23 protein-coding genes and 1 riboswitch are annotated in these 22034 nt (G+C 61.0%); of the genes, 5 read left to right on the top strand and 18 right to left on the bottom strand.

All coding sequences use genetic code 11. From position 1 onward, the window contains the following. Positions 1-116: 116 nt before the first annotated feature. Positions 117-263 (top strand): hypothetical protein, encoded by a 147-nt coding sequence (locus tag ACYP01_RS09245; RefSeq protein WP_003945804.1) that lies wholly within the window; start codon positions 117-119, stop codon positions 261-263. Between the two features lie 139 nt (positions 264-402). Here ACYP01_RS09245 and ACYP01_RS09240 read toward each other — a convergent pair whose 3' ends face one another. Both ACYP01_RS09240 and ACYP01_RS09235 read right to left on the bottom strand, forming a co-directional pair. Beyond that, positions 403-1041, bottom strand: a complete 639-nt coding sequence (locus tag ACYP01_RS09240; RefSeq protein WP_037132380.1) for a PAS and ANTAR domain-containing protein — start codon at positions 1039-1041, stop codon at positions 403-405. A 114-nt stretch (positions 1042-1155) separates the two neighbouring features. Next, on the bottom strand, positions 1156-2085 hold the full coding sequence (locus ACYP01_RS09235) for a haloalkane dehalogenase (protein ID WP_459679555.1): 930 nt from the start codon (positions 2083-2085) through the stop codon (positions 1156-1158). 47 nt (positions 2086-2132) lie between these two features. Here ACYP01_RS09235 and ACYP01_RS09230 point away from each other — a divergent pair, with 47 nt between their 5' ends. After that, entirely contained in the window at positions 2133-2606 is a 474-nt protein-coding gene (locus ACYP01_RS09230) for a MarR family winged helix-turn-helix transcriptional regulator (protein WP_349304091.1), read from the top strand. Positions 2607-2730: 124 nt separating this feature from the next. On the opposite strand, the gene ACYP01_RS09225 is transcribed toward ACYP01_RS09230, so the two are convergent. The 3 genes from ACYP01_RS09225 to ACYP01_RS09215 all read right to left on the bottom strand — a co-directional run bounded on the left by ACYP01_RS09225 (position 2731) and on the right by ACYP01_RS09215 (position 5126). After that, entirely contained in the window at positions 2731-3345 is a 615-nt protein-coding gene (locus tag ACYP01_RS09225; RefSeq protein WP_054827310.1) for a hypothetical protein, read from the bottom strand. Between the two features lie 49 nt (positions 3346-3394). After that, positions 3395-4183: a hypothetical protein gene (locus tag ACYP01_RS09220; RefSeq protein WP_083058341.1), complete on the bottom strand. Its 789-nt coding sequence runs from the start codon at positions 4181-4183 to the stop codon at positions 3395-3397. Positions 4184-4253: 70 nt separating this feature from the next. Beyond that, a complete protein-coding gene (locus tag ACYP01_RS09215; protein ID WP_007734676.1) occupies positions 4254-5126 on the bottom strand; it encodes a hypothetical protein in 873 nt (290 codons plus the stop codon). Between the two features lie 369 nt (positions 5127-5495). Here ACYP01_RS09215 and ACYP01_RS09210 point away from each other — a divergent pair, with 369 nt between their 5' ends. Continuing rightward, positions 5496-6872, top strand: coding sequence for a WS/DGAT/MGAT family O-acyltransferase (locus ACYP01_RS09210; protein WP_404650602.1), 1377 nt, complete (start codon positions 5496-5498; stop codon positions 6870-6872). A gap of 15 nt (positions 6873-6887) precedes the next feature. On the opposite strand, the gene ACYP01_RS09205 is transcribed toward ACYP01_RS09210, so the two are convergent. The 6 genes from ACYP01_RS09205 to ACYP01_RS09180 all read right to left on the bottom strand — a co-directional run bounded on the left by ACYP01_RS09205 (position 6888) and on the right by ACYP01_RS09180 (position 13127). Continuing rightward, on the bottom strand, positions 6888-8099 hold the full coding sequence (locus ACYP01_RS09205) for a serine hydrolase domain-containing protein (protein WP_081557456.1): 1212 nt from the start codon (positions 8097-8099) through the stop codon (positions 6888-6890). A gap of 74 nt (positions 8100-8173) precedes the next feature. Next, on the bottom strand, positions 8174-9499 hold the full coding sequence (locus ACYP01_RS09200; protein ID WP_459679550.1) for an MFS transporter: 1326 nt from the start codon (positions 9497-9499) through the stop codon (positions 8174-8176). A 132-nt stretch (positions 9500-9631) separates the two neighbouring features. Beyond that, entirely contained in the window at positions 9632-9946 is a 315-nt protein-coding gene (locus ACYP01_RS09195; protein WP_007734680.1) for a DUF202 domain-containing protein, read from the bottom strand. Continuing rightward, positions 9943-10314: a YidH family protein gene (locus ACYP01_RS09190; RefSeq protein ID WP_081557457.1), complete on the bottom strand. Its 372-nt coding sequence runs from the start codon at positions 10312-10314 to the stop codon at positions 9943-9945. Before ACYP01_RS09190 ends, ACYP01_RS09195 begins: the two co-directional genes overlap by 4 nt. A 59-nt stretch (positions 10315-10373) precedes the next feature. Then, positions 10374-11558 (bottom strand): acyl-CoA dehydrogenase family protein, encoded by a 1185-nt coding sequence (locus ACYP01_RS09185; RefSeq protein WP_063314921.1) that lies wholly within the window; start codon positions 11556-11558, stop codon positions 10374-10376. A 12-nt stretch (positions 11559-11570) separates the two neighbouring features. After that, on the bottom strand, positions 11571-13127 hold the full coding sequence (locus tag ACYP01_RS09180; RefSeq protein WP_063315142.1) for an acyl-CoA synthetase: 1557 nt from the start codon (positions 13125-13127) through the stop codon (positions 11571-11573). 115 nt (positions 13128-13242) lie between these two features. On the opposite strand from ACYP01_RS09180, the gene ACYP01_RS09175 reads away from it, so the two are divergent. Then, on the top strand, positions 13243-13851 hold the full coding sequence (locus tag ACYP01_RS09175) for a TetR/AcrR family transcriptional regulator (RefSeq protein ID WP_007734687.1): 609 nt from the start codon (positions 13243-13245) through the stop codon (positions 13849-13851). Here ACYP01_RS09175 and ACYP01_RS09170 read toward each other — a convergent pair. The 7 genes from ACYP01_RS09170 to ACYP01_RS09140 all read right to left on the bottom strand — a co-directional run bounded on the left by ACYP01_RS09170 (position 13809) and on the right by ACYP01_RS09140 (position 20747). Beyond that, entirely contained in the window at positions 13809-15011 is a 1203-nt protein-coding gene (locus tag ACYP01_RS09170; RefSeq protein ID WP_217018458.1) for a CaiB/BaiF CoA transferase family protein, read from the bottom strand. The genes ACYP01_RS09175 and ACYP01_RS09170 overlap by 43 nt on opposite strands. A 138-nt stretch (positions 15012-15149) precedes the next feature. Further along, the gene (locus tag ACYP01_RS09165) at positions 15150-16010 is read right to left on the bottom strand and encodes a hypothetical protein (protein WP_063314919.1); all 861 of its coding nucleotides are present in this window, start codon (positions 16008-16010) and stop codon (positions 15150-15152) included. A 25-nt stretch (positions 16011-16035) separates the two neighbouring features. Further along, positions 16036-16809, bottom strand: a complete 774-nt coding sequence (locus ACYP01_RS09160) for an ABC transporter ATP-binding protein (protein ID WP_064074086.1) — start codon at positions 16807-16809, stop codon at positions 16036-16038. Further along, positions 16806-17846, bottom strand: a complete 1041-nt coding sequence (locus tag ACYP01_RS09155; protein WP_042452436.1) for a FecCD family ABC transporter permease — start codon at positions 17844-17846, stop codon at positions 16806-16808. Before ACYP01_RS09155 ends, ACYP01_RS09160 begins: the two co-directional genes overlap by 4 nt. Beyond that, a complete protein-coding gene (locus ACYP01_RS09150; protein ID WP_459679543.1) occupies positions 17843-18595 on the bottom strand; it encodes a class I SAM-dependent methyltransferase in 753 nt (250 codons plus the stop codon). The genes ACYP01_RS09155 and ACYP01_RS09150 overlap by 4 nt, the downstream gene beginning before the upstream one ends. After that, a complete protein-coding gene (locus ACYP01_RS09145; RefSeq protein ID WP_054827305.1) occupies positions 18596-19609 on the bottom strand; it encodes an ABC transporter substrate-binding protein in 1014 nt (337 codons plus the stop codon). Positions 19610-19667: 58 nt separating this feature from the next. Further along, positions 19668-19848: riboswitch (cobalamin riboswitch) on the bottom strand. Between the two features lie 41 nt (positions 19849-19889). Further along, positions 19890-20747: a siderophore-interacting protein gene (locus ACYP01_RS09140; RefSeq protein ID WP_459679539.1), complete on the bottom strand. Its 858-nt coding sequence runs from the start codon at positions 20745-20747 to the stop codon at positions 19890-19892. Positions 20748-21228: 481 nt separating this feature from the next. On the opposite strand from ACYP01_RS09140, the gene ACYP01_RS09135 reads away from it, so the two are divergent. Next, positions 21229-22020 carry an SDR family NAD(P)-dependent oxidoreductase gene (locus tag ACYP01_RS09135; protein ID WP_459679536.1) on the top strand — a complete coding sequence of 264 codons (792 nt, stop codon included), beginning with the start codon at positions 21229-21231 and terminating at the stop codon, positions 22018-22020. The last annotated feature ends 14 nt before the right edge of the window (positions 22021-22034 follow it).

Below are 22034 nucleotides of genomic sequence, written 5' to 3'. Positions count from 1 at the left end.
ACAAAATCGGTGAGGGTTGCGAGAAGTCCTGAGCGCGTTAGATTGAGATGGAGCTGGGTCCCGGTCTCTTTGCGCCGGCTCCAGGACCGAGACGACGAGATGATGAGGACGATCGCATGACCGACAAAGACGACAACGACCAGTCGCCCAAGGGCGGGCACCCAGGACCCGTGGACAAGGGCGGCGACGGGGGAATGGCAACGCGAGAACAGGCGCCTGAACTGGTCGAGGAGACCTCCGACGAGAAGTCTGACGACGAGTAGTTTCCTTTTACTCCGCGTTGGGTAACAACGGGGATAGGCCGCATCGGACCGTCCCGGAATCAATGCGGGCGAGGTTCTTCGAGGTTGAGCAGCCAGCCACGGGAACCGCCTTAAGCAGATCCCTCAACCCTGTTGTCATTCAACCCTGTAACAGCACGTGATCGAATCGGGTCCGCAGTAGTGTCGGGACCCGGAAGTCGTCAAGCGTTCGAACTATCAACTGTTCGGCAACATCCCGGAGTTTCACGTTGGTCTCTTGAGAACGCCACACGAGGATGTCGAAGGCGCGATCGGCCGAAATGCCGTAGATCACCATGAGCATGCCTTTGGCTTGCTCGATTACTCCGCGAGAAGCGGTGATTTCGTTGACCAGCACGTCGACAGACGCTTTCACCGTACTGTCGAGGGTTTCGGTGACGTCGATGTAGAAGCCTGAGCTGCCGACCACGGCACCCGACTCGTCCACGACGCTGTCGCCGACGACGATTACCGAGTGAGTGTCCCCTGCAGTGTCGATGATGCGGTGGCGGCTGCTGAACGGTCCGCCTGAAGTGCGGATGGCGTGCAGTGTTTGAGCAACGTGTCTTCGGTCGTCGGGATGCTTGTGCGAGAGCATCAATTCTGTCGTCGGAGCTACTTGGTCGGGTTCGTATCCGTGAATCCGTGCAACTTCGTCCGACCACTCCCACCGATCGCCGTTGCGGTGATAGAGAAAGCCGCCCACCCGGTGTGGAGCCCCCGATCCTGACGTTCGCCCCAACCCGTCCTCGTTCACCACACACGCCCCCTCGTTCTCGACCTCGTCCCAACCGGCGTACTCGCCAGTTAGTTATATCGGACAAATCCGGCGGAGGTGGTGTCGGTCCCATATTTCGGAGCATCGTCTGGATCGCTACCGCATGGGTCGGGGAAACCGGCCCTCAGAGTACTTGGCGACGGTCCCACGCCACTCGCGGTTGAAACAGTGTTGCCGCTGTGTCCATTCGGTGATCGCCGCCGCGATGGCCGCAGGCTGATCCTCGGGGGCGAGATGTCCCGCGGGACCGCACTGTTCCACCTCGAGATTTGCGATATTCGATCGGCTCCACGTGACTTCGTCAGGTCCGATCATGAGAAGTTCTGCGGGGCCGCTGAAGGTGAGAAGAAGTTTGGGTACGTCGGTGCTTTCTGCGAGCCAATCGCTGTACGCCGCCACACGTGCATTCACGTCACCGGGAGTTCCTTCGATGGGGAAGGATCGTGGCCACTCGAGAAGGGGTCGGCGACTCTCTCGTGACGGATAAGGGGAGCGATAGGCCTCGGCATCGGTTTCGGTCATTTCACCGAGAACCGTTCTGTGAAGCGCTATTTCGAGAAAGAAGTTCTCGTCGAGTACCTTCGTCTCTCCTGTGTCGGAGTCCCTCAGAGCTTCCACCCGTGCCCGTGCCTCTCCCGGGAAGTGTTCGTCCCAGGTCATCGGACGAAGGATCGTTTCGAAGAAGGCCACACCTCGGACGCGATCGGGGTGGCGGGCAGCCCAGTCCAGTGCAAGCGCCCCGCCCCAATCGTGTCCGACGAGTACGACGTCGTCGAGTTCCATCTGGTCGAACCAGGCGTCGAGGTAGCGGGCGGTGTCGAGGAAGCCATAGTTGATTGGCGGTTTGCCTGACCGCCCCATTCCGATGAGGTCAGGGGCAAGTGCGTGGCCCAGATTTCCTATCTGCGGCAGGATGTTTCGCCACAAGTGCGAGGATGTGGGGTTTCCGTGGATGAGTACGAAGGGTGGTCCTTCACCGCGCGAGCGGTAGGCCATGGTCGAGTCGAGCACGGGAATTGTGGGCATTGCGACTCCTCAAATAGTTTCCATATACTCTAATTGAGATAGTAGCCATGTATTCTATTTGTATGCAAGATCGAGAAACATGGACGACAGGGTCGCTGGTGTGGCACCTTGGCTTGCGCTGGCGGGCGGGGGTTGACCGAGCGATCGCGCACCTGGGGTTGACTCACGCCCAGTATTCAGTGCTCGCGTCTCTGCATGGTCTGGTGAGTGCGGGGGAGAGGCCGAGTCAGCGAGAACTCTCAGTGCACACAGGATTGCAGCGAATCTACATATCCAAGCTCGTGCGAGCGTTGGAGAAGAGCGGGTTTGTTGTCAGTGAACGCGATAGTCGCGATGCGCGAGCCGTTCGCCTCGATCTCAGTGACGAGGGCAAACGAGTCATAGAGCTCGCTAAAGACATTGTCCGCCAATTGGATGCAAAGAATACGGAAGTGCTGACGAAAACCGGAGGGCGGGAACTCGCCGAGCTCCACCGCGCCCTTGGCGCGTTACTCGACGCCACCGAAGCAGGAGATGGATAACGCGCCGGTCCGCTTCGTGGCGTAACCGAAGGCGATCGTGTGCGGACCCGGTCCACAGGACGTTCGTTGGGGGAGCGACGGAAGCGTCGATCCCCCAACGAGCCTATTGTCTAGCTGTCGATCGTTACGGCGTCACGTTGATCGGCGAGGCCGACGCGAACTGCAGTGTGCCGGACATGGTTGCCGTGCCAGTGGCTGCGGCGGGGCAGACGGGCCCGGTGCCGGTACGCGTGTAGTTCACAGTGCCGGTGTTGCTGGCCACGACGCGCTGGTTGGGAATATCGAATGGCAGCGGTCCGATAGTGCTGGCCCCGACGGTGACTGTGCACGTGGATCCGGGCATCGTCACGACTGCGCCTCCTGCAGGAATGACCAGGGATCCCTGAGCCGATCCGGTGTCTGCCGAGACGTTCAATAGCCACGAGCCGGAGGTGGTGACCACAGCGGGTAGGCCGTTAGCCTTGCACCCGGTCAGGCTGGGGGTGCCGATATTGACGTTGACTCCGCCGGTGCCGGTGTTGGAATTACCCGGCGCGGATGGGATGGTCCCGGAGCCCGTCGTACTGGAGCAGGTAAGTGTGATCGTTCCTGTCTTGATACTGAGATTGCTGCTCGAAGCAGTCACGGTTTGACCCGCTGGAGTGACGACGGTCGAAGCCAGAGCGGTGCCGGCTGCGACTGCAATCGCGGCTGCGGCGGCAGCTGTGACGATGGTGGTGCGGCGAACTGCATGGGACATCGATATCTCCTTGTTGTCGGTGATACTTCGTGAGTCGCCGGTGCTTGCTCTACTGCGTCCGCAGGCTGTCGGCGCCGATGTTGAACACATCGCTTGTGGTGGTCAACGAGTTTTGACCACTCGAAGACGGAACGTTGGCGCGAAGATTGACTGCCCAATTCAATGCGCCGAACAGTCCACATCCAGATGCGCCCGGTACCGCGAACGTCTGGTCGGCGTGCGTCACGTTTCTGACGGCGGCGGTATCCGGAAATCCTGGAACTTCTTCCAGGACACCATTCTCGGACACTCCGAGTTTGAACATGATCGGGTTGCTCGCAGAACCCAGATAGCAGTTGCCGCCCAGCAAGGGGTTGGAGATCTTCAATCTTGCCGGAAGTGTGACACCGAGTTGGAATGCGTCGACTGTTGGCAACGCGACCGGTTCGACTGTTGCCTTGATGGTGGTCAAGCCGCCGGGGAACGGTATACCGAGCCCGAAGATTCCTCCTGGTACCTCGATGGGGCTGGAATAGACGCCTTTGGTGCCGTCAGTGGGAGGAATGAAGATCTGGTCGAACCCGAATTCTGCGTCGGGGTTCTCGCGATAGGCGACACCGCCGGCGATATTCAACGAGCCGGAAGGAATCGGTACTTTGAGCCCGTTGATGTTCATTTCGCCGCCTTTGACGACGACGTCGACACAGGTGCTTGTCTCCGGATTGGCTATCGGGCATTTTCCCCAGCCCCCGAACGGCGCATTGGGCAGCGGGGCCGCCGTCGCGGTTGACACCGCCCCGAGAGTGAGGACTCCCGCTGCGACGACAGCGAGCGCGGCTCTGAATCGTATTGTGCGCATGGACAAGTGAACTCCGTTTCGAGGTGGCAATCTGTCGTCGATGACGGTTCTGTGGCAGTGGGTTGGATTGCTAGTTGGCACTACGTTCGGCAACGACGGCAGCGGGTTCGGGTGAGCCGGCCGGCTGGGGCCTGAGGCTGTCGGCACCGATGTTGTAGACGTCACTCGTCGTGGCGAGGGAGTTGGACGTGGTGGACGAGGGAAGCCCGGCGCGCCAGTTGACGATTGGATTCAGAACGCCGAACGGGCCACACCCGGAAGCTGTCGGGACCGCGAAGGGCTGTCCGGTGTGCCCGGTGTTTCGAACGACGGCAGTATCCGGGAAACCTGGAACCTCTTCGAGGACACCGTATTCGGTCACATCCAAGTTGAGTTGGACGGGGTTGTTGTCCGAGCCCAGGTAGCATTTGCCGCCGAGGAGAGGGTTCGCGATCTTCAATTTGACGGGTAGCTTCACACCAAGCTGAAATGCATCCACGGTGGGGAGTGCAGACGTCGACTCTACGGTGGCCGAAGCCTTGTTCAGTCCGAAGAGATTGTTGAATGGCAGGTCGATTCCGAGTGCGCCCCCGGGGATGTCGATGGGTTTGGCGTAGATCCCCCGACTGTTGTCGTTCGGCGGGATGAATACTTGGTCGAATCCGAATTCAGCCTCTGGATTCTCCCGGTATGCAACTCCGCCTGCGATGCGCATCGCCCCGGCGGGAATGCTGACGGAAAGCTTGCCGATCTTCATGTTTCCGCCGGTGACCGTGACGTCCATACAGGTGCTGGTCTCGGGATTGTCGATCGGACATGAATCCCAACCGCCGAAGGGGATCTCCGCTGCCGGGGCGGCTCCTGCAATGCTTGCTGACAAGCTTCCCACCGCAGCGGCGGTGGCGAACACAGTTGCGGTGGCGAGTGCGCCGAAAAGCCCACGCGACGTCGAACGTCGGGACATGTATTTCTCCTTTGGGTACAACCGACCAGTCGGGATTGTGATGATGAGTGACGGTAGTCACGTGTGACTTGGATGTACAGACAATTTGAAACAATTCCGACAAAAGTATTACTGCGATCGCCTCCGCTACTACTTGTGGCTGTGAGGATTGAAATTTGTTGCAGTGCTCTGTGTCTCGTCATTCACCCACGAATCGCTGTGAGGTGCTTCGCCCCGAAAAGGCGTTCGTCGACGGGAATATCGGACTCCTGTCGAAATCGAGGGGGCAATGTTTTGTCGGAGTCGCCAATGAGGGAAGTCAGGGCGAGTAACTTTGTCGAACAGCGGCTGATCGGTACTCCGGGCAGCTGCCCGAGAGAACGGATCGCCATGACGCTGATGCTGCCGCTCGACTCGATGTTCCTTCTGATGGAGTCACGGGAGCATCCCATGCACGTCGGTGGCCTGTCGCTTTTCGTTCCGCCGGAAGGGGACGACGGCGAATTCGCCAGGTCGCTCTACCGTTCGCTGACCGACGTCGACTCGATTCGGCCCCTCTTCCGTCGCAAGCCGGTGCAGTTCTTGTCGAACTTCGCGCCGGTGCGTTGGACGGAGGACGAGGACGTCGATCTCGAATATCACGTCCGGTTGCTCGCGCTGCCCAAGCCGGGGCGAGTCCGCGAGTTGCTCGAGCTGACCTCCATGCTCCACGGCACGCTGCTCGATCGGCATCGGCCGCTGTGGGAGGCGTACGTGATCGAAGGTCTCGCCGACGGCCGAGTTGCCGTGTACATGAAGACGCACCACGCGCTCATGGATGGTGTGTCTGCTGTTCAGGCGTGGTACCGCAGCCTCTCGTCGGACCCGCTCGATCGAGAATCGATGCCTCCGTGGGCGCAGCGACCTTCTTCGGGGCGGGTTCGTGCCGGTCGCGGGCTGGACCTGCAGAGGCGGGTGGGCTCCGTGATCGAGACTGTGCAAGATGTGGTCGGGGTCGGCCCTGCGATAGTGAACGCCGCTGCCTCGGCAGTGAAGGACCACGTCGCACCGTTGCCGTTTGCTGCCCCGAAATCTATCTTCAACGTCCCGATCACCGGAGCGAGGCGTGTCGCCGCGCAGTCGTGGCCGATCGAGCGCCTGCGCAAGGTCAGCTGCGTTGCAGACGTGACGCTCAACGATGCGGTGTTGGCAATGTGCGCGGGTGCGCTACGGCGATACCTGATCGAACTGGACGAGTTGCCGGACAAACCGTTGATCGCGATGGTGCCGGTATCCCTTCGCAAAGGTGAAGAGGGTGAGGCTTCCGGCAATGCCGTAGGTGCGGTGTTGTGTGATCTGGCAACCGAATTGGCAGATCCGGCGGCCCGACTTCAGAGAGTTCACGACTCGATGAGTAGCGCCAAGTCTCTGATGTCGGGCCTGACGCCCCTGCAGATCACGGCGCTCAGTGCATTGAACGTCGCGGGTCTCGGGCTGCCGCTGATCCCTGGTTCATCCCGACTAATCACTGGGCGTCCAGTCTTCAATCTGGTGATTTCCAACGTCCCCGGCCCGACAACGACGCGCTATTGGAATGGCGCGAAGCTCGAGAGCTGTTACCCGGCATCGATTCCGTTGGACGGGCAGGCGATGAACATCACCGTCATCGGCTACGCGGCCACCATGCAGTTCGGGCTCGTCGGCTGCCGCCGCAATGTTCCGCACTTGCAGCGGCTCCTCGGCCATCTCGAGGAATCCTTGAGTGAGCTCGAAGCCGCCGCAGGTTGAATGCGTGAGGAAACCTCAGCTGACGGGGACCGCTCCGCGAGCGTTCGATACCAAGTGAGTGCCGATCTGAAGGAACGCGGGTACGAAGTTCGGGGTGTCGATTGCAGGCGAAAGGATGTGGGCTCCGAAATGCGCGACCACAAACTCCAGGTCGCGTGAGATCAAGAGCCTCTGGCCATGGATTCCGCTTGCCATGAACGATCCGAACGGATCATTGAGGATCCACCAGTAGTCGTGGTAGCTCATCGTCGCGGGGGAATCGACAGGGGCACGCGGGCTTCTGACCTCCGAAGGATAGCCTGCGGGCACTCCCGCGGTCATCGATCGCGCGATGTGCGGTGGGATCACCTGACGATCCTCGACGGCACCGTCACAACGAATCATCTCACCCACTCTGGCCACGTCTCGAAGGGTCGCACTGAATCCGCCCGCCGCCATTTCCGTTCCAGCGGAGTCGACTATGTAGAACGCATCTTCTTCGGCTCCGATTCTTGACCAGACCAGCTCACTGAGTAGTTCGGCGAGTGAAGTTCCGGTCACGCGGCGCAGTATTTCTCCGACAGTCTCGACATTGCCGTTCTCGTAGCGGAATTCGACGCCGGTCGGGCCCGCAGTGCGTGCCGTGGCGAGGTGCTCGAGAATGGTCTCCGGGCCGCGGTAATTCATGGGGCGCAGCTTCGGGGCGACTACGGCCCAGAAACGGCTGGCTTCGATGGTGCGATGGAACGGCCGACCGCCGTACGTTACATCAGTGCCCATGTGAAGAAGGTCCTGAATCCGATTGTCTCCGAACGCAGTTCCTGCCAACTCGGGAATGAATTTCGACGCCCGATCGTCGCGGTCGAACAATCCTTGTGCTTCGACCAGTGCAGCCATCAAACCGACGTAGGATTTCGCCATCGATGCATTGAGGTGCGGTTCGTGCGGTTCGCAACCGTGCAAGTAACTCTCGTACACGATGCGTCCCCGATGTAGCACTGCGATACCGTCACTGTGCGCACCCGCGAGGAACTCGGACACCGTCTGCTTCGGCTGATCCGGAAGGTTCAATGTGACACCGGACAGATCCGTGTAGTCGGTCGGGAGGGTCCATTTGGGTCCGTCGCCGCGCCACACACGGCGAGTCGCAACCATCTCTCGTATGGTTGTGGCTTGTTGGCGCACGTCGGCCGGGTCGGTGAATCCGCGCGCCCAGGGGATGTCATCCGTTGCGATGTTTCGTGCCATCTGAGGTCTACTTCCGTCTTGATTGCCGAGTTGGAGTGTTGATTGCCGCGTTCGTAGTTGATGAACTGAATTGCCTAGTGCCGAAGCGCATTCTGTTCATGTAGGGGGTTGGCGGATGGCCCGGAGAGTAGGGCCGCACTGTCGCGGGCGTAGGGGCGATACAGTGCGCCTGAAGCGACCCCGTTGACGGTGGTCAGCACTACGGTGACGATGAAGAGCGCGCCTTGCAATCCGATTCTGTCGCCGAGGGTTCCGACCAAGACAGCGTATCCGGCGTAGGCCAGCGCTTCGACTGTCGAGACGGAGACGGCAAAGGCCAGGGCTCGCAGTTCCGGACGAACTACGGCCATGATAATCGGCCGATTGACCACTGGGACCTGACCTTGAAGGACGCCGACGATCCCGAACAAGACCGCGTAGACGCCGATGCTGTTCCAGGAAATCTGCGTAGCGATCAGTGCTGCGGCCGCGAATCCGAGTTGGCTGGCCTGAAGCATGATGATGCGGCCGTTTCGGGGTCGTTTGACGTGTACGGCGTCGTTGACTCGTCCGCCGACGAACGTGCCGAGCAGGTACCCGATTGCGAAGGGCGGTGCGATGATCGAAGCAGTTGCGGTCGTGAATCCGTGCTCCTCGACGAGAAATACGATGCTGAAGCTCATGATGACGTTCTGGCCCGAGAATGCGCGTTGTACGAGTAAGTATCGGAATGTCTTGATAGCGAGTAGCTCTCGTATCCCTTCGCGCCAGAATCTTGCTTTGGAGCCGAGATCGTCGGTGGTCGTCTGTGCGGGCGCATCGGCGGATTCAGGATCGTCGAGGAAAAGCACGATAAGCACACCGATGGCGATGCAGATTGCACCGGTGATGATGTATCCGTAGCGCCATCCATCTTCGAAGCGAGACAAAAGCCCGAATATCGGGGCGGTCGCGCCGGTGATGACGGCGACGCCGCCGTATACCAATCCCGTTGCGCGGCCCCTCCGGGCGTCCTCGTACAGATCTCCGAGGATGGACAATGCAATCGAGCCGGCGCCGGCGAAACCTGCGGCGCCGATCGCATAGAGGACGAGAAACTGAGTGAAACTGCCGGACAATCCGGCCAGGATTACCCAGACACCCCAGAACCCTGAACAGATGGCAAGTACCGACTTACGAGAATATCGTCGGGCAAGGAACGCCCAGGGGATTGCCGTGAAGACCCCGACGGCCTTGGCCACTGCAACGATCGTGCCGAGCGCCGCCGATGACAATCCCATGGCCTCGCGCATGAGCGGGAAGAGCACGGACGTCACGCTGCTTTCGGCGTTGTCCATTGCCGTGGAGCCGGTCAGGAGTGCGAGGTTCTTACCTCGCCGACTGCGTGGAAACTGAGTAGGTGCCGCAAGTTCTGTGGTCATTGTTCCCTCTCGAAAAATGCCGATGATTGCTTGGGCGCGGTGGGCAGCGCTCGGCGGTCGACTGTGCACTGAGTCACAGTGAGCATTAATGGAGACAATATACATAAATAGACATACTGTCTATCTCTTTGTTCAAAGTTGGATGACAGTGCAGGTGCCGAGTCCCGCAACCGTGACGCCTACGGCCAAAGTCGCCATGACAATGAACGGTATTTCTCGAGAATCCTTGTCGTCCAGACTGAGTCGACGATGACGGATTGTCGTGCCCACGATGACTCCGGCAGTCGTAATGATGAGCGTGGCGAACACTGCGATTCGTAGAACGGACGGATGCAAAGCGATTTCGCGACCGGTGATCACTGACACAGTCACAGAGGAGAGGGCAGTTCGTCGCCAGGCGAGCACGGTTCGCTCGGGTTGCAGTCCGGGCGGCTCGTTTTTCGTCACAACACGGTCATCCCTACGCCGAGACCCGCAACGACACACACCCCACCGACGAGAAGCGCGATCATCGGTGACGTGGGTAAGGGAAGATCACGCCTCATCGCGGTTTGGACGGCCTTCCAGTGTCTGAGCGCGCCGAGCGCTACAGCCGACGCCACGACGGTGCACACGACTCCGAGCATTTTGTACATATTGTTGTCGTTTTCGGATACGTAGAACTGACCGACTGCGACGCCGCCTGCCAACAACCCCAACGCAGTTCGTATCCAAGCCAGAAATGTTCGTTCGTTCGCAAGACTGAATCTGTAGTCCGGTTCGTGATCGATCACGGTGATTGCCTCCGAAATGTCGAGTGCCCGCCAGGCCGTCACGTCGAGCGTATGACGACCTGGCGGGCGCGAAATTGGATACGACTGTCCTTGAATGATCTTCAGGTGGTGAGTAATTGACGCGCGATTCCGTTCTTCTGAATCTCGGAGGAGCCGGTCAGGATTCGGAACATCCTCAACCGCTGGAACAGTGATTCGACCTCCGAACCACGGATGACCCCGGCTTTTCCGTGAATCTGAACTGCGTGGTCGGCGATGGTGAAGGCCTTCTCGGCAACGAACAGCTTGCACATGAATGCTTCGGTACGCGGACTCCCACCGGCATCGAGTGTGGCGAGTGCGTCGTAGGTCATCGAGCGCGCAGCGTAGTAGTCGGTCGCCATGTCGGCGAGTTTGTGTTGGATGGACTGCAACATCGCAAGAGGAGCGCCCTGCACCTGGCGAGTCTTGCTGTACTCCAACGACAATTCCAGTGCTCGGCGGGCTCCGCCGAGGACGGTGGGGCAGTGCAACAACCGGTTGACTGTGACTCGACCGAGTCCGATTCTCAAGCCTTCGCCCACATTTCCGAGAAGCTGTTCCGGCCCCACGTAGCAGCCGTCGAGGATGATGTCCGCTTCGATGTGCTGACCGGACATCGGGACGTCACCGTCCGCCACTGTGCAGCCAGGAGAATCCAAGTCGACCAGGAAGGCCGAGTACGAATCCGGTCCGTCGCCGTCGGATGCCATCTTTGCGATCAGGACCGAAAAGTCGGCGAAGGGGCCCGCGGACGAGAACACCTTGTGGCCGTTCAGGCGCCATCCGGCACCGTCCGGGGTAGCTGTGGTGAGCATGCCGCGAACATCGGAACCTGCGTCGTTCTCGGTGAGAGAAAAGCAGCACGCCTTCTCTCCTCGCAGCACCGGAATCAAGTACTTTTCCAACTGGTGCTCGGTGGCGTATTGAAAGATCGATCCCGCGCGGAGTGGGCCACCCATGTCTCCGAGCACGGACGTCGCGAGGACCCGCGGCGATGCACCGACCTCTTCTTTGAGTGCGGCGAGTTCGGTATAGGTGAGGTTCTGGCCGCCGAGTTCAGTGGGGAGGTGTATTCCGTAGAAGCCGAGTTCGCGGCTGCGTCTCCACACTGGCTCGAGTGTCTCACGGATGTAGTGGGATTCTTGAGTGAGACCCAATTCGGCTTCGTACTCGGCTAGTTCGCCGTCGAGATAGTCGCGTAGACGCTCGACGAGCGATTGAAGTCTTGGATTGTCTTCGTAGGTAGGGGTGAGAGCGAATGACATGTCTATTTCCTGTCAGTTGACGTGACGGTCAGCGGTGGTCCAGTAGGTCGCGCGAATCGCGCGGCGATCGATCTTGCCGTTTCGGTTGACAGGCAACGAATCTGCGAAGTCGACCGAACGTGGCTTCTTCATGCTTGCCAGACGCGTCGAGCAGTGCGCGATCAATTCCATTGCGGTGGTGTCAGTTCCATCTCTGGTCACGACAACAGCCTTGACTGCTTCGCCCCACTTCGGATCGGGAACTCCCACTACGCAGACTTCGGAAACGGCGGGATGTTCGTACAAAGCGGCCTCCACCTCGCTGCAGTAGATGTTGAATCCGCCCGAGATGATCATGTCCTTCTTGCGGTCGACGATGAACAGGTAGCCGTCTTCGCGGAAATAGCCGACATCGCCCGTGTGGACCCAGCCGTTCCTGAACGTCTCAGCCGACAGCTCGGGTTCGTGGAAGTATTCGCGGACACAGTCCGGACCACTGGCTACGATCTCGCCGATCGTGCCGGCCGGGACCTGTACGCCGTTGTCGTCGACCACGCGAACATCGGTGTCGTATGCCGGCCGGCCGCACGAGAGAAGAAGCTCAGGGTCGGATTCGATACCGCGCACCACGTCTTCAGCGGTCAAGACAGTGACGACGCTGGTCGTTTCGCCGAGCCCGTATCCCTGAATGACGATGGGACCGAACACCTTTACCGCGTCGCGCAACCGTTGTGGAGAAACCGGCGCTGCGCCTACGCCGATGCAGCGCAGAGAGCTCAGGTCGACTTCGGTAACCGACGGATGGTCCATCAGCAAGTTGAGCATCGTCGGGACCACCATGGTGGTGGTGATCCGCTCACGTTCGATGGTCTGCAGGAACGTCCTCGTGTCCCATGCCGGCAGGATCACCACTGCGGCGCCCCTGGCGAACATTCCGAGCATCACCATGCCGGAAGCGTGTGTGATCGGGCCGGGGGCGAGGTAGCGATCACCAACAGTCGGCGCGCCTTCGGGGCTCATCAGTCGCTTGCGCATGTTCGCCAAGCGGTTGCCGTGACTCTGGACCGCAGCCTTGAGCTTGCCGGTGGACCCGGATGTGTAGTTGAGGACAGCCGGGGCGTCAATGTCGACGTCCACCTCGACGTTGTCTTCGCTGCCCCTTGTCGTCAGTTCGTGATAACTGTCCGCGCCGGGAGTCGAAGTGCTGTAGTCGATCACCCTGCAGTTCAGCCCTGCGTCGGCGACGACCTTCAGCGCCATCTCGGCATGGGCGGGGTCGACGAAGAGGACACGCACATCGGCGTCGGCGAGGATATGCCCGAGTTCGTCGGCGCCCAGTCGTGCGTTGATCGGCACCCTGACGAATCCTCCCTTGTACAAGGCCATTTCGGTCACTACGAGTTCCCCGCAGTTTCCGGCAAAGGTTCCGATCATGTGTCCGGGCCGTGTCCCGGTCACTGCGAGAGCGGACGCGAGACGGTTTGCGGCCGTATCGAGCTCGCTGTAGGTCCACCGGCCTTCGCCGCAGACAAGGGCTTCGAGATCGGGGTAGTAGCTGGCGCTTCGGGCGAGATAAGTACCGAGGTTCATGGACATCTCCAGAGAAAATCGACATCACGAATGTTAATGGACAGTCTGTCTATATTCGATCGTCCTGTCAATGTTGAACTATGCTTCGTACAACAGTGCGAAGGAAGGGAACCCAATGCCTCCAGAAGACAGACGTGTCCGGCGTACCCGACGATTGCTGCGGGATGCCTTGGTCTCGCTCGTTCTGGAACGGGGATATGCCGGGATCACCGTCGAAGACATCACGGACCGTGCAGATTTGGGTCGGGCGACGTTCTACAGTCACTACACCGACAAAGACGATTTGCTCGGTCAAGTCGTGTCCGATCTGGCCGATGACCTGCAAGAGCGGCTCGGTCCACTCATTCCCGCCTCTTCGATCGGATTCACCGGCAAGCCTGTGCTCGAGATGTTCAGGCATGCCGCTGAGGAACGTGACGTCTACCGTGTGATCCTGCGTGGTGAGGGGGATGGCAAGGCGCTGCGAAAGTTCGTCGAAGACCGCAGCGTCGCCGCTGTGCGGATATTTTCCGCACGGGCAGAAGCGCTCGGGGTTACTCCGCGAATCGACATCGAAGTACTCTCGCGGGCATGGGTGGGTGAACAGATCGCGGTCATGCAGTGGTGGCTCGAGTCCGACCCGCCACCGCTGACGCCGGAAGAAGTCACCGAGATGCTGCTCGAACTTTCGTTGCGGGGACGTTACTGGTCTTCGGGTTTCGACGGCGAATTGAAATCCGAATAGCCGCTGTCACGTCTCGCCGTTGCCGCGGCGGCTTCGTCGAGAACCGACTCGGTGTGCTCGCCCACGTACGGAGTCGGAAGTCGAAAACTGTTCAGTCCCAAGCTGAATTGCGCCGGGAATCTCATCTGGGGCCAGCTTTCTCCGTTTTCGGTCGCGACCTCGCTGAACAGGTTTCGAGCGACGACATGGGGATCGCTCATCAGTTGTCCGGCGTCGGTGAACACCGGCGCCCACGGGGCATTGATCGCAGTCAACGATTTTTCCCACCACCCGTATGTGTGCGTACCGAAGGTGGTGACCAGGAGTTCCCGCAACTCTGCCTTGTGCTGTGTTCGGGTCCATCGATCGTCGTAGCGCAGTGTGTTCAGTGCCGGAAACTCAGCGCTGAATGCTGTTCGGAACTCGATCCAGAACTTGTCTTCGAAAGTGGCAAGTGAAAGCAAGCAACTGTCGGACGTCTCGAAAATGTCGTTGTCTCCCTGGACGGTCGGTGAATCGGTAGGGTTCTCGATATCGCGGATCATGAGCGCGAAAGGCGCGCACCAGGCGGTTGCAGCCTCGGCGAGGGAAATGTCTATGTGTTGTCCGCGTCCGTGCTTGTCCACGCTGGCGAGAGCAACCGAGATGGACAGTGCTGCGTACATCGAACCCACCAGATCACCGGCCCGGATACCAGGGCGGGTGACGACTCCGTCGGTGCACCCGGGAACTGCGAAAAAGCCGGAAAGGCCGAGGAAGTTCAATTCGTGCCCCGGCTTGTCGGCATAGGGTCCGGACTGCCCGTAACCGGTGATCGAACATAATACGATGCGTGGGTTGGCTTTTCGAAGTACGTCGTAGCCGAGTCCCATGCCTGCCAGTACCTGTGGCCGGAACCCCTCGACCACTGCATCTGCAGTCTCGACTAGTCGAAGGAACGTCTCGCGATCGGATTCGAGACGGAGATCGAGCGCGATCGATCGCTTGTTCCTGTTCAACGAAGCCATCCGTTCACCAGCTGCCCGCGTGGGATCAGGTCGCTTCGGGTTCTCGACCTTGACCACGTCGGCGCCCAGATCTGCGAGCAGCGTCGTCGCAAACGGGCCGGGCAGAAGGCGAGAGAGGTCGAGAACGCGCTTGCCGTGTAAGAAACTCCATTCCGACGTGTTGTCGCTGTCCATGTTCACACTCCGAAGACTGTCGAGGCAGTAGCCGATAACGCCAAACCCTCATCGGCACGGCATTGTTCGTAACTGCTGGATCCCAGGATGATCAACCTGATCGATAATTGGCAGACTATCGATTAATGAACAGGATGTCTACGAATTGATTGCGGCGAGGTTTTGTTCTGCTTTGTCGACGCGACGCTCAGCAACACGGAGTTCCTTCTCGGATTCTCGAACCGCAGCGTCACTGGTCTTCTCGGCGTTCCGTGCGAACTGCCGTTGCTGCTCAGCGTGCTCGAGTTCGGTGCGCAGTTCTTCAACGCGCCGTTCGACGTCGGAGAGCGTCGTTCTGGCTTCCTGGAGTTCGGCGGTCTCGGACTTCACCCGGCGGCGGATCTCGTCGGCCTGCGCCGTGGCTTCCTTCAATTCTGCTTTTGCTCTGGCTTGTTCGGCCTTCGGTTCCGGAGTTTTCGACTTCGGAGTCGTCGGCTCTTCAATCGCGGCGTGCTGCGGTGATTTCTCATTCACCACGGCGAGCCCGGCGGGTCCGAAACCGCTGTAACTCGCCGCGGTCACGACCCGTCCGAGTCGAACCTGCGCGGCAGTCTCCTCATCGGCCAGAGCGGCATTGAGGGTCTGCGCGACATCACGTAAAGCATCCTCGCCGACGCTTTTTCCCCGTGAAGCCGCGATCTCACCGGATTTGTGGGCGAGACTCCGCACCACCTGCTGCCTCTGTGTCGTCAGCCGTCGCAAGTCCGGGCCCGAGAGATGGCGTTGAGCGTCGCGTAGCGATTCGCCAAGCGCGAGAAGTGCATCCAGATCCTCTGGTGCATCGCGCGAGATGAGATTGACCAACCACCCCACGGTGGTCGGCTTCCGAAGTTTGCCGATTTCCGCGGCCAATGTGCGGTCGTTGTCCTCCCGGGCGGCCTTCACATGATGTGTACGCGCCTCGACGAACTCGCCGGGGTCGAGCCCGTACAGTTCGTTGGCGACATCATCGAGGGTCACGTATCCATATTGGCACTCGGAACGGTTACATGTGGCAAGGCGGAAGGTATCGCACGGTAGGTACTCCGCCGGGACCGTCCAGGCGAACCTCGGCGTCGACCTGGTAGACCTCGGCTATCAGGTCAGCGGTGAGGACCTCGGTCGGGCTTCCGTGGGCAACGATGGATCCCCGGTTCAGCATCACTATCGAATCGCAGAACATGGCGGCCAGATTCAGATCGTGCAATGCCATGATCGTGGTGGTGGGGAGGCGTCGCACGAGCGCGAGCAATTCGAGTTGATGGTTGATGTCCAGGTGATTGGTCGGCTCGTCGAGTAGCAACTCGTGAGGTTCCTGAGCGAGGGCGCGCGCGATCTGGACGCGTTGGCGCTCCCCGCCGGACAGGGTGTGCCACGACCGGTCCAGCATGCCGGCGAGGTCGGTGTGTTCGATCGCTGCCCGAACGGCGTCGCGATCGGAATCCGACTGCCCACCCCACAGTCCGCGGTGAGGTGTGCGTCCGAGTTCGACTACCTCCGCGACCGTCAGATCGATCTCGGTGTTGCTGTGCTGATCAACGGTCGCGATCCGACGCGCGATGTCGCGGCGTTTCCAGTCGGACAACGGGGTTCGGTCCAGGGTCACGACACCGGATGTCGGACGATTGTGCCCGGCAAGCAGTTTCAGCAGCGTCGATTTCCCCGAACCGTTGGGGCCGAGAAGCCCCACCGTACTTCCGGTTGTAGGCGAGACGTCGAGGTCGTCGACTATGAGCGCCCCGCCGACCCGCCAACTGACGCCGGTAGCTTCGAGTGTCATGGCCTGGCCTTCCGTCTCCAGAGGATGACGGCAAACGCAGGCACACCGACCAGCGCGGTCACCACACCGGCCGGGAGTTCCTGCGGCGCAATGGCTGTGCGTGCCACAGCGTCGACCCAGACAAGGAAGATGGAGCCGATCAGTGCGGACGCGGGCAGGAGTCGGCGGTGGTTCGAACCGACGAGAGCCCGCGCCGCGTGCGGGAGGACCAGGCCCACGAAGCCGATGGCGCCTGCGACGCTCACGATCACTGCGGTCATCAAGGCTGTTGCCAACAACAGGGTCACACGCACCCGCCACACGTTCACCCCCAGCGACGACGCCGCGTCCTCGCCGAAGGCAAAGGCGTCGAGTGCGCGGGAGTGAGTCAGACAGACCACGAGGCCGACTGCGACCACCGCAGCGCAGAGTGCGACGTCGAGCCAGTCGGCGCCGCCGAGTGAGCCCAGGAGCCAGAACATCACGCCGCGGGTCTGCTCGGGATCGGCCGAGGTGATGACGATGAACGAGGTGAGCGCGGAGAACAGTTGGGTCGCGGCGACACCGGCCAGGATCACCCGATCCGGCGTGCCGCCGGCCGCATGGGCGAGCAGCAACACAAGGGCGAAGGAGATCACCGCGCCGATGAAGGCGCCGCTCGACAAGCCGATCACTCCCGACCCGACTCCGAGGATCACGATCAGTACGGCACCGGTCGAGGCGCCGGACGAGATACCGAGGACAAACGGATCGGCCAGCGGATTGCGAAGCAGCGACTGCATGATCGCACCGCACAACCCGAGACCGGCACCGCAGAGCGCGGCGAGCAGGGTACGCGGCAGACGGAGGTCCCAGACGATGCCGTCACGGATAGGGGTGACGTCCGCCGCGGTACCGCCGAGATGGCCGACGACGATCGAAGCCACCTCACCGACCGACAGACCGGCCGGCCCCAACGTGATTGCCACGGCAGCCGATCCGGCCAGCGTGACAACACCGATCATCCACAGCAGGGTGACGGTCGTCGGGTTGTCACGCAGCCGAACTCTTGTCGTCATCTCACGCCGTAGACCACGTAGTCGTCGAACAGTTGCCAGACCGTCCCCGACTCCCGAAAACCTGCTTGCGCGAGCGCCGCCAACTGGAAGTCGACGGCTGTGGGCGCGGTGGCGTCACGTCCGGCGAATCTACGCTCACGCTCGTCGGTCAGTGCCCCGATGCCGTGAGTGGCCCGCAGCTCGTCCCACCAGCTGTCCCACTCGGGAGCGCCCGCAGCAAAGGCGGAGCGTTGCGTCTGCTCGTCGTGAGCGTTCGCCCATCGGCTTATGACGGGGGATCGGCCGTCGAAGCGAAAGTGATCACCATTGAGCAGAACGCCGGCAGGGCTCAGCAGTTCGCGGCACTGCCGATACACCTCGACGAGCTTCTGCGGTTGCAACCAGTGCAGCGCGGTTGTCGACACTATCGCCTGAACCGGCGCAGCCACCGAATTCGGCCAATCGGCTCCCGCCAGGTCTGCGTCGATCAGCTGCAGTCGGTCACCGAAACGCGTCGACGACTGGCGGGCGAGCTCCAGCAGCATCGGGTCGTAATCGATCCCCACAACGCTCGCATGCTCGAACTTTTCGAGAATCCGGGCGCTCAGTGAACCCGGCCCGCAGGCCAGGTCGACAACCGTGAACGGGGCGTGCGCGTGCTGCAATTCGAGGACGTCGAGAATCACGTCGAAGCGCTTCTCACGGTCGGCGATGTATGCCGCCTGCTGGTCGTCCCACCGACGCACCAGTTCACAGATCTCCGCGGACATCTAGACCACACCCAACTGGCGCAGCCCGTCGGAGAGCTGTTCGATGCCACCGACATTGCGGATCGAGGGATCCATCGTCGTTCCTTCGAGGATGATGTAACGCTTGTTCTTCACTGCGGTGAGCTTGCTGGCGACCGGGTCCGATTCGAGGAACGCGATCTTGTCTGCGGCACTGTCGCCGTCTCCACCGCGGTCGAGATCTGCGAGCACCAGCACGGTCGGGTCTCGATCGAGGACACTCTCCCAACCGATTTCGGGCCAGTACTGCTTGTTGTCGTCGAAGGCGTTCTTCGCACCCACCGCGTCGGTCATGATTCCCGGTGCACCGCAGCACCCGGCGAAGTACGGAGTCTTCGTGGCTGCGTACCACCACGCCAGCGTCACGTTCTCAGCTCCCAGTGCCGCCGTGGCGGTGGCCGCGCGATCCTTCAAATTCTCGGTGAGGTCGACACCTTTGTCCTTGACATCGAACAGTGTTGCCACGTCGTCGATTTCGTCGTACAAGTCGTCGAGCGTGAGGGCCTTGCTCTGCTCGGCATCCTGACCGGTGCACTCGCTGGGTGACTGATATGTCGCGACACCGAGGTCGGTGAACTTGATCCGGTCGGCGATGCCCTCCGAGGTGAACGTGTAGTTGAACGTCGTGTAGACCATGTCCGGTTCGCGTTCGAGGACACTTTCGAATGACGGGAACTCGGTGTCGAACGCCTGGACCTGACCACGCGCCTCGCGCAGTTCTGGGAGGACATCGTCATCGCTCATGGCGTACCCGGCCATCCGGTCCTGCACTCCCAGTGCGAACAGCATCTCTGCTGCAGGTTGATTTACCGCGATTGCCCGTTCGATCGGTCGCTCCACCGTGACGTCTCGGCCACAGTTCTGGACTGTCACGCGCGATTGTTCGGAAGAGTTGGATTGTCGGGCAGCACTGTCGTCGGAGGAGCAGGCAACCAACGACGCGCTCAACAGGGCAGCGACGGCGGCGGCGGGTAGGCGAAGTCTGGACAGACGCATGGAATCTCGTTCTCGCAGGGGCTCGTTCGCGGAGCCCGTTACCGTGTGAACAGGCGCCTGTTGACCCCTGCTGCCAGCCGGTATTCGGACTCGAGATCGCCCCACCCGAGCGCCTTCCCAGATTCTCATCCAGTGGCGTAAGCCCGGGCGGTCACCCTCACCGCTGCGCGTCAGTTCCGGATTCACACCGGATTCCCTGACCCCCTGTGTGGAGGTCCGCTGGCACAGAGGAACTTATCACCGCAGTGCACCGCCGGTCAGGTCGGCTGGTGTGAGGCAATCAGATCTCGATGGCCAGGTCGTCGATGTCGGTGAGGGTTCCGCCGTCGGCGAGGATGCGCTCGTAGTTCTCGCGTCGACGGAGGTCGATTTCGGTGTTGCTGACGCCCTCCTTCCAATATCCGAATATCGCGACGTCGTTTTTGTCGAGTCCGACGGTCGATCGAAAGTGCTTCCGGATTGCGCGCATCTCGTTGCGTTCACCGGCGCCCCACACGACGTAGCTCGCGGGATTGGCGAGCTCGCGTGCTCCTACCGCCAGTGGGCCGTCGGGCTCGGCCGGATCTGCGCTCACGCGGTGAAGCTCCAGGCCGGGGAGGGCGGGCAGTTCGGCGAAGACGACCTCGTCATCTGTTGTGACCCAGCCGATTCCGACGACGTCGGTAGGTAACTGCTCGATGATCGAGTGCAATGCGGGTATTGCGGTGCCGTCCAGAAAAAGTGCGATACGTCGACCAGGAACATCAGGGATCAAGAAGTGTGGCCGCGGACCGGTGAGGCCGAAGGTGTCACCGACGGCCAACGTTGCTGCCCACCTCATCATCGGACTGGTCTGTCCGTGCAGGACCACATCGACGACGATCGATCCGCTCGCTGAATCGTAGGAACGCACCGTGTACACGCGCGAAGCGTCGTCGAAGGCCGGCCCGAGATTCATGCGTACGGTCACATTCGGGCGTGACCAGGTCGGATCGTCGGTCGACTCCGTCAAACGAGCCGTGATCCGCAGCAGGTGATCGCTCGGTCGCTCCATCGCTTCGACGATCGCGAGAACGTCGTTGAGTCCGCGATTGTGGTCAGCGGTCCTTAGGACGGTCGTCGGGGGAGTTGTTGTGCGCGAGGCGTCTGCATGTGTCATCGACTGTGCTCCTGGATCGGGTTTTCGGGATGCCGCCAGGTTAGTGCTGCCTAAGTCGAGCGAGTTGTCCAGAAGTGACATCTGATTACCTGAATGATTCGGGTCTCGAAACGACGCGGTTGAGCGAGTGGTGCCGGCGCTGCTACCGTGCCTGTGATGTCCATACGCCGCTGTTCTCTCGCTTCCGGCCGTGCACTGCGCACGGCCCGATTCGGCGTAGCGACTTTCCGACGTGGGCGTAAGGCGATCGACCGCCGCCCGTCCGGTCTTGTCTGGATCGAAAGAGCCTTGGCCGCACCGGCCGGATCCGTCTGACATTCGCCACTTCGGCGAGCATTGCCTCGCCGAGATTTCGCAGTGCCACACCTGTTGCAGTGCTGCGCATTTCCCGTACCTGAAGTTTCTCGCGGGTGAGTTGTGAGTGTCGGCGCCACCGAGCCTGGAATGCCAGCCAACTCGTTTTCGTGAAAGGTACACAGCAATGAATCGTTTCGAAGGTCGTCGTATTCTCGTCACCGGCGCAGGATCTGGAATCGGGCAGGCCACCGCGCTGCGGTTGCTCGCCGAAGGTGGCCGCGTGGTCGCTGCCGACATCTCCGAGCAGGGTTTGGCGAACACCCGGAGATCGGCAGAACATGCTTCGACGGAGGATCGCCTCGACACCGTCGTCGTCGATATCGGTGACGAGAGTTCCGTCATCAAGGTTGTGGGTCAGGCGATTTCGACTCTCGGGGGATTGGACGTACTGGTCAACGCCGCCGGGATACTGCGTGGTGGGCACACCCACGAGACCTCGCTGGACCTGTGGAATCAGGTGCTCTCCGTGAATTTGACGGGCACTTTCCTCGTCACCCGCCAGGCACTGCCGGCTCTCCTCGCCACCGCCAACGCAGTCGTGGTGAATTTCAGTTCCACCTCCGCGGCCTTCGCGCACCCGTACATGGCCGCGTACGCCGCAAGTAAGGGAGGAATCCAGTCCTTCACTCACGCACTGGCTCTCGAATACGGCAAGCAGGGTCTGCGTGCCGTCGCGGTGGCTCCGGGCAGTGTGAAGAGCGGGATCACCGACACTACGGCGTCGTACTTGCCGGAAGACACCGACTGGTCGCTCTTCGGCAAGTTGTCACCGATTCTGAGCACTGATCTGGAGTCCGGTGGTGCCCCCATGGCCGGGCCGGAAAGTGTTGCGGGAGTTATCGCGATGTTGGCATCCGACGATGGTGCCTTCATCACGGGCACGGAGATCCGTGTCGACGGCGGCACACACGCCTGATTCTGAGTCCGTCT

The organism is Rhodococcus sp. no. 34, assembly GCF_054589475.1.
This window is presented reverse-complemented; position numbering and strand designations above follow the sequence as displayed.

Coding starts and splice junctions, on each gene's coding strand:
- ACYP01_RS09180 (WP_063315142.1), bottom strand. CDS start 13,127: ATGAACCTCGGTACTTATCTCGCCCGAAGCGCCAGCTACTACCCCGAT.
- ACYP01_RS09215 (WP_007734676.1), bottom strand. CDS start 5,126: ATGTCCCGACGTTCGACGTCGCGTGGGCTTTTCGGCGCACTCGCCACC.
- ACYP01_RS09150 (WP_459679543.1), bottom strand. CDS start 18,595: ATGTCCGCGGAGATCTGTGAACTGGTGCGTCGGTGGGACGACCAGCAG.
- ACYP01_RS09170 (WP_217018458.1), bottom strand. CDS start 15,011: ATGGACAGCGACAACACGTCGGAATGGAGTTTCTTACACGGCAAGCGC.
- ACYP01_RS09225 (WP_054827310.1), bottom strand. CDS start 3,345: ATGTCCCATGCAGTTCGCCGCACCACCATCGTCACAGCTGCCGCCGCA.
- ACYP01_RS09210 (WP_404650602.1), top strand. CDS start 5,496: ATGACGCTGATGCTGCCGCTCGACTCGATGTTCCTTCTGATGGAGTCA.
- ACYP01_RS09205 (WP_081557456.1), bottom strand. CDS start 8,099: ATGGCACGAAACATCGCAACGGATGACATCCCCTGGGCGCGCGGATTC.
- ACYP01_RS09245 (WP_003945804.1), top strand. CDS start 117: ATGACCGACAAAGACGACAACGACCAGTCGCCCAAGGGCGGGCACCCA.
- ACYP01_RS09135 (WP_459679536.1), top strand. CDS start 21,229: ATGAATCGTTTCGAAGGTCGTCGTATTCTCGTCACCGGCGCAGGATCT.
- ACYP01_RS09145 (WP_054827305.1), bottom strand. CDS start 19,609: ATGCGTCTGTCCAGACTTCGCCTACCCGCCGCCGCCGTCGCTGCCCTG.
- ACYP01_RS09140 (WP_459679539.1), bottom strand. CDS start 20,747: ATGACACATGCAGACGCCTCGCGCACAACAACTCCCCCGACGACCGTC.
- ACYP01_RS09200 (WP_459679550.1), bottom strand. CDS start 9,499: ATGACCACAGAACTTGCGGCACCTACTCAGTTTCCACGCAGTCGGCGA.
- ACYP01_RS09175 (WP_007734687.1), top strand. CDS start 13,243: ATGCCTCCAGAAGACAGACGTGTCCGGCGTACCCGACGATTGCTGCGG.
- ACYP01_RS09235 (WP_459679555.1), bottom strand. CDS start 2,085: ATGCCCACAATTCCCGTGCTCGACTCGACCATGGCCTACCGCTCGCGC.
- ACYP01_RS09185 (WP_063314921.1), bottom strand. CDS start 11,558: ATGTCATTCGCTCTCACCCCTACCTACGAAGACAATCCAAGACTTCAA.
- ACYP01_RS09160 (WP_064074086.1), bottom strand. CDS start 16,809: ATGACACTCGAAGCTACCGGCGTCAGTTGGCGGGTCGGCGGGGCGCTC.
- ACYP01_RS09220 (WP_083058341.1), bottom strand. CDS start 4,183: ATGCGCACAATACGATTCAGAGCCGCGCTCGCTGTCGTCGCAGCGGGA.
- ACYP01_RS09230 (WP_349304091.1), top strand. CDS start 2,133: ATGTATTCTATTTGTATGCAAGATCGAGAAACATGGACGACAGGGTCG.
- ACYP01_RS09155 (WP_042452436.1), bottom strand. CDS start 17,846: ATGACGACAAGAGTTCGGCTGCGTGACAACCCGACGACCGTCACCCTG.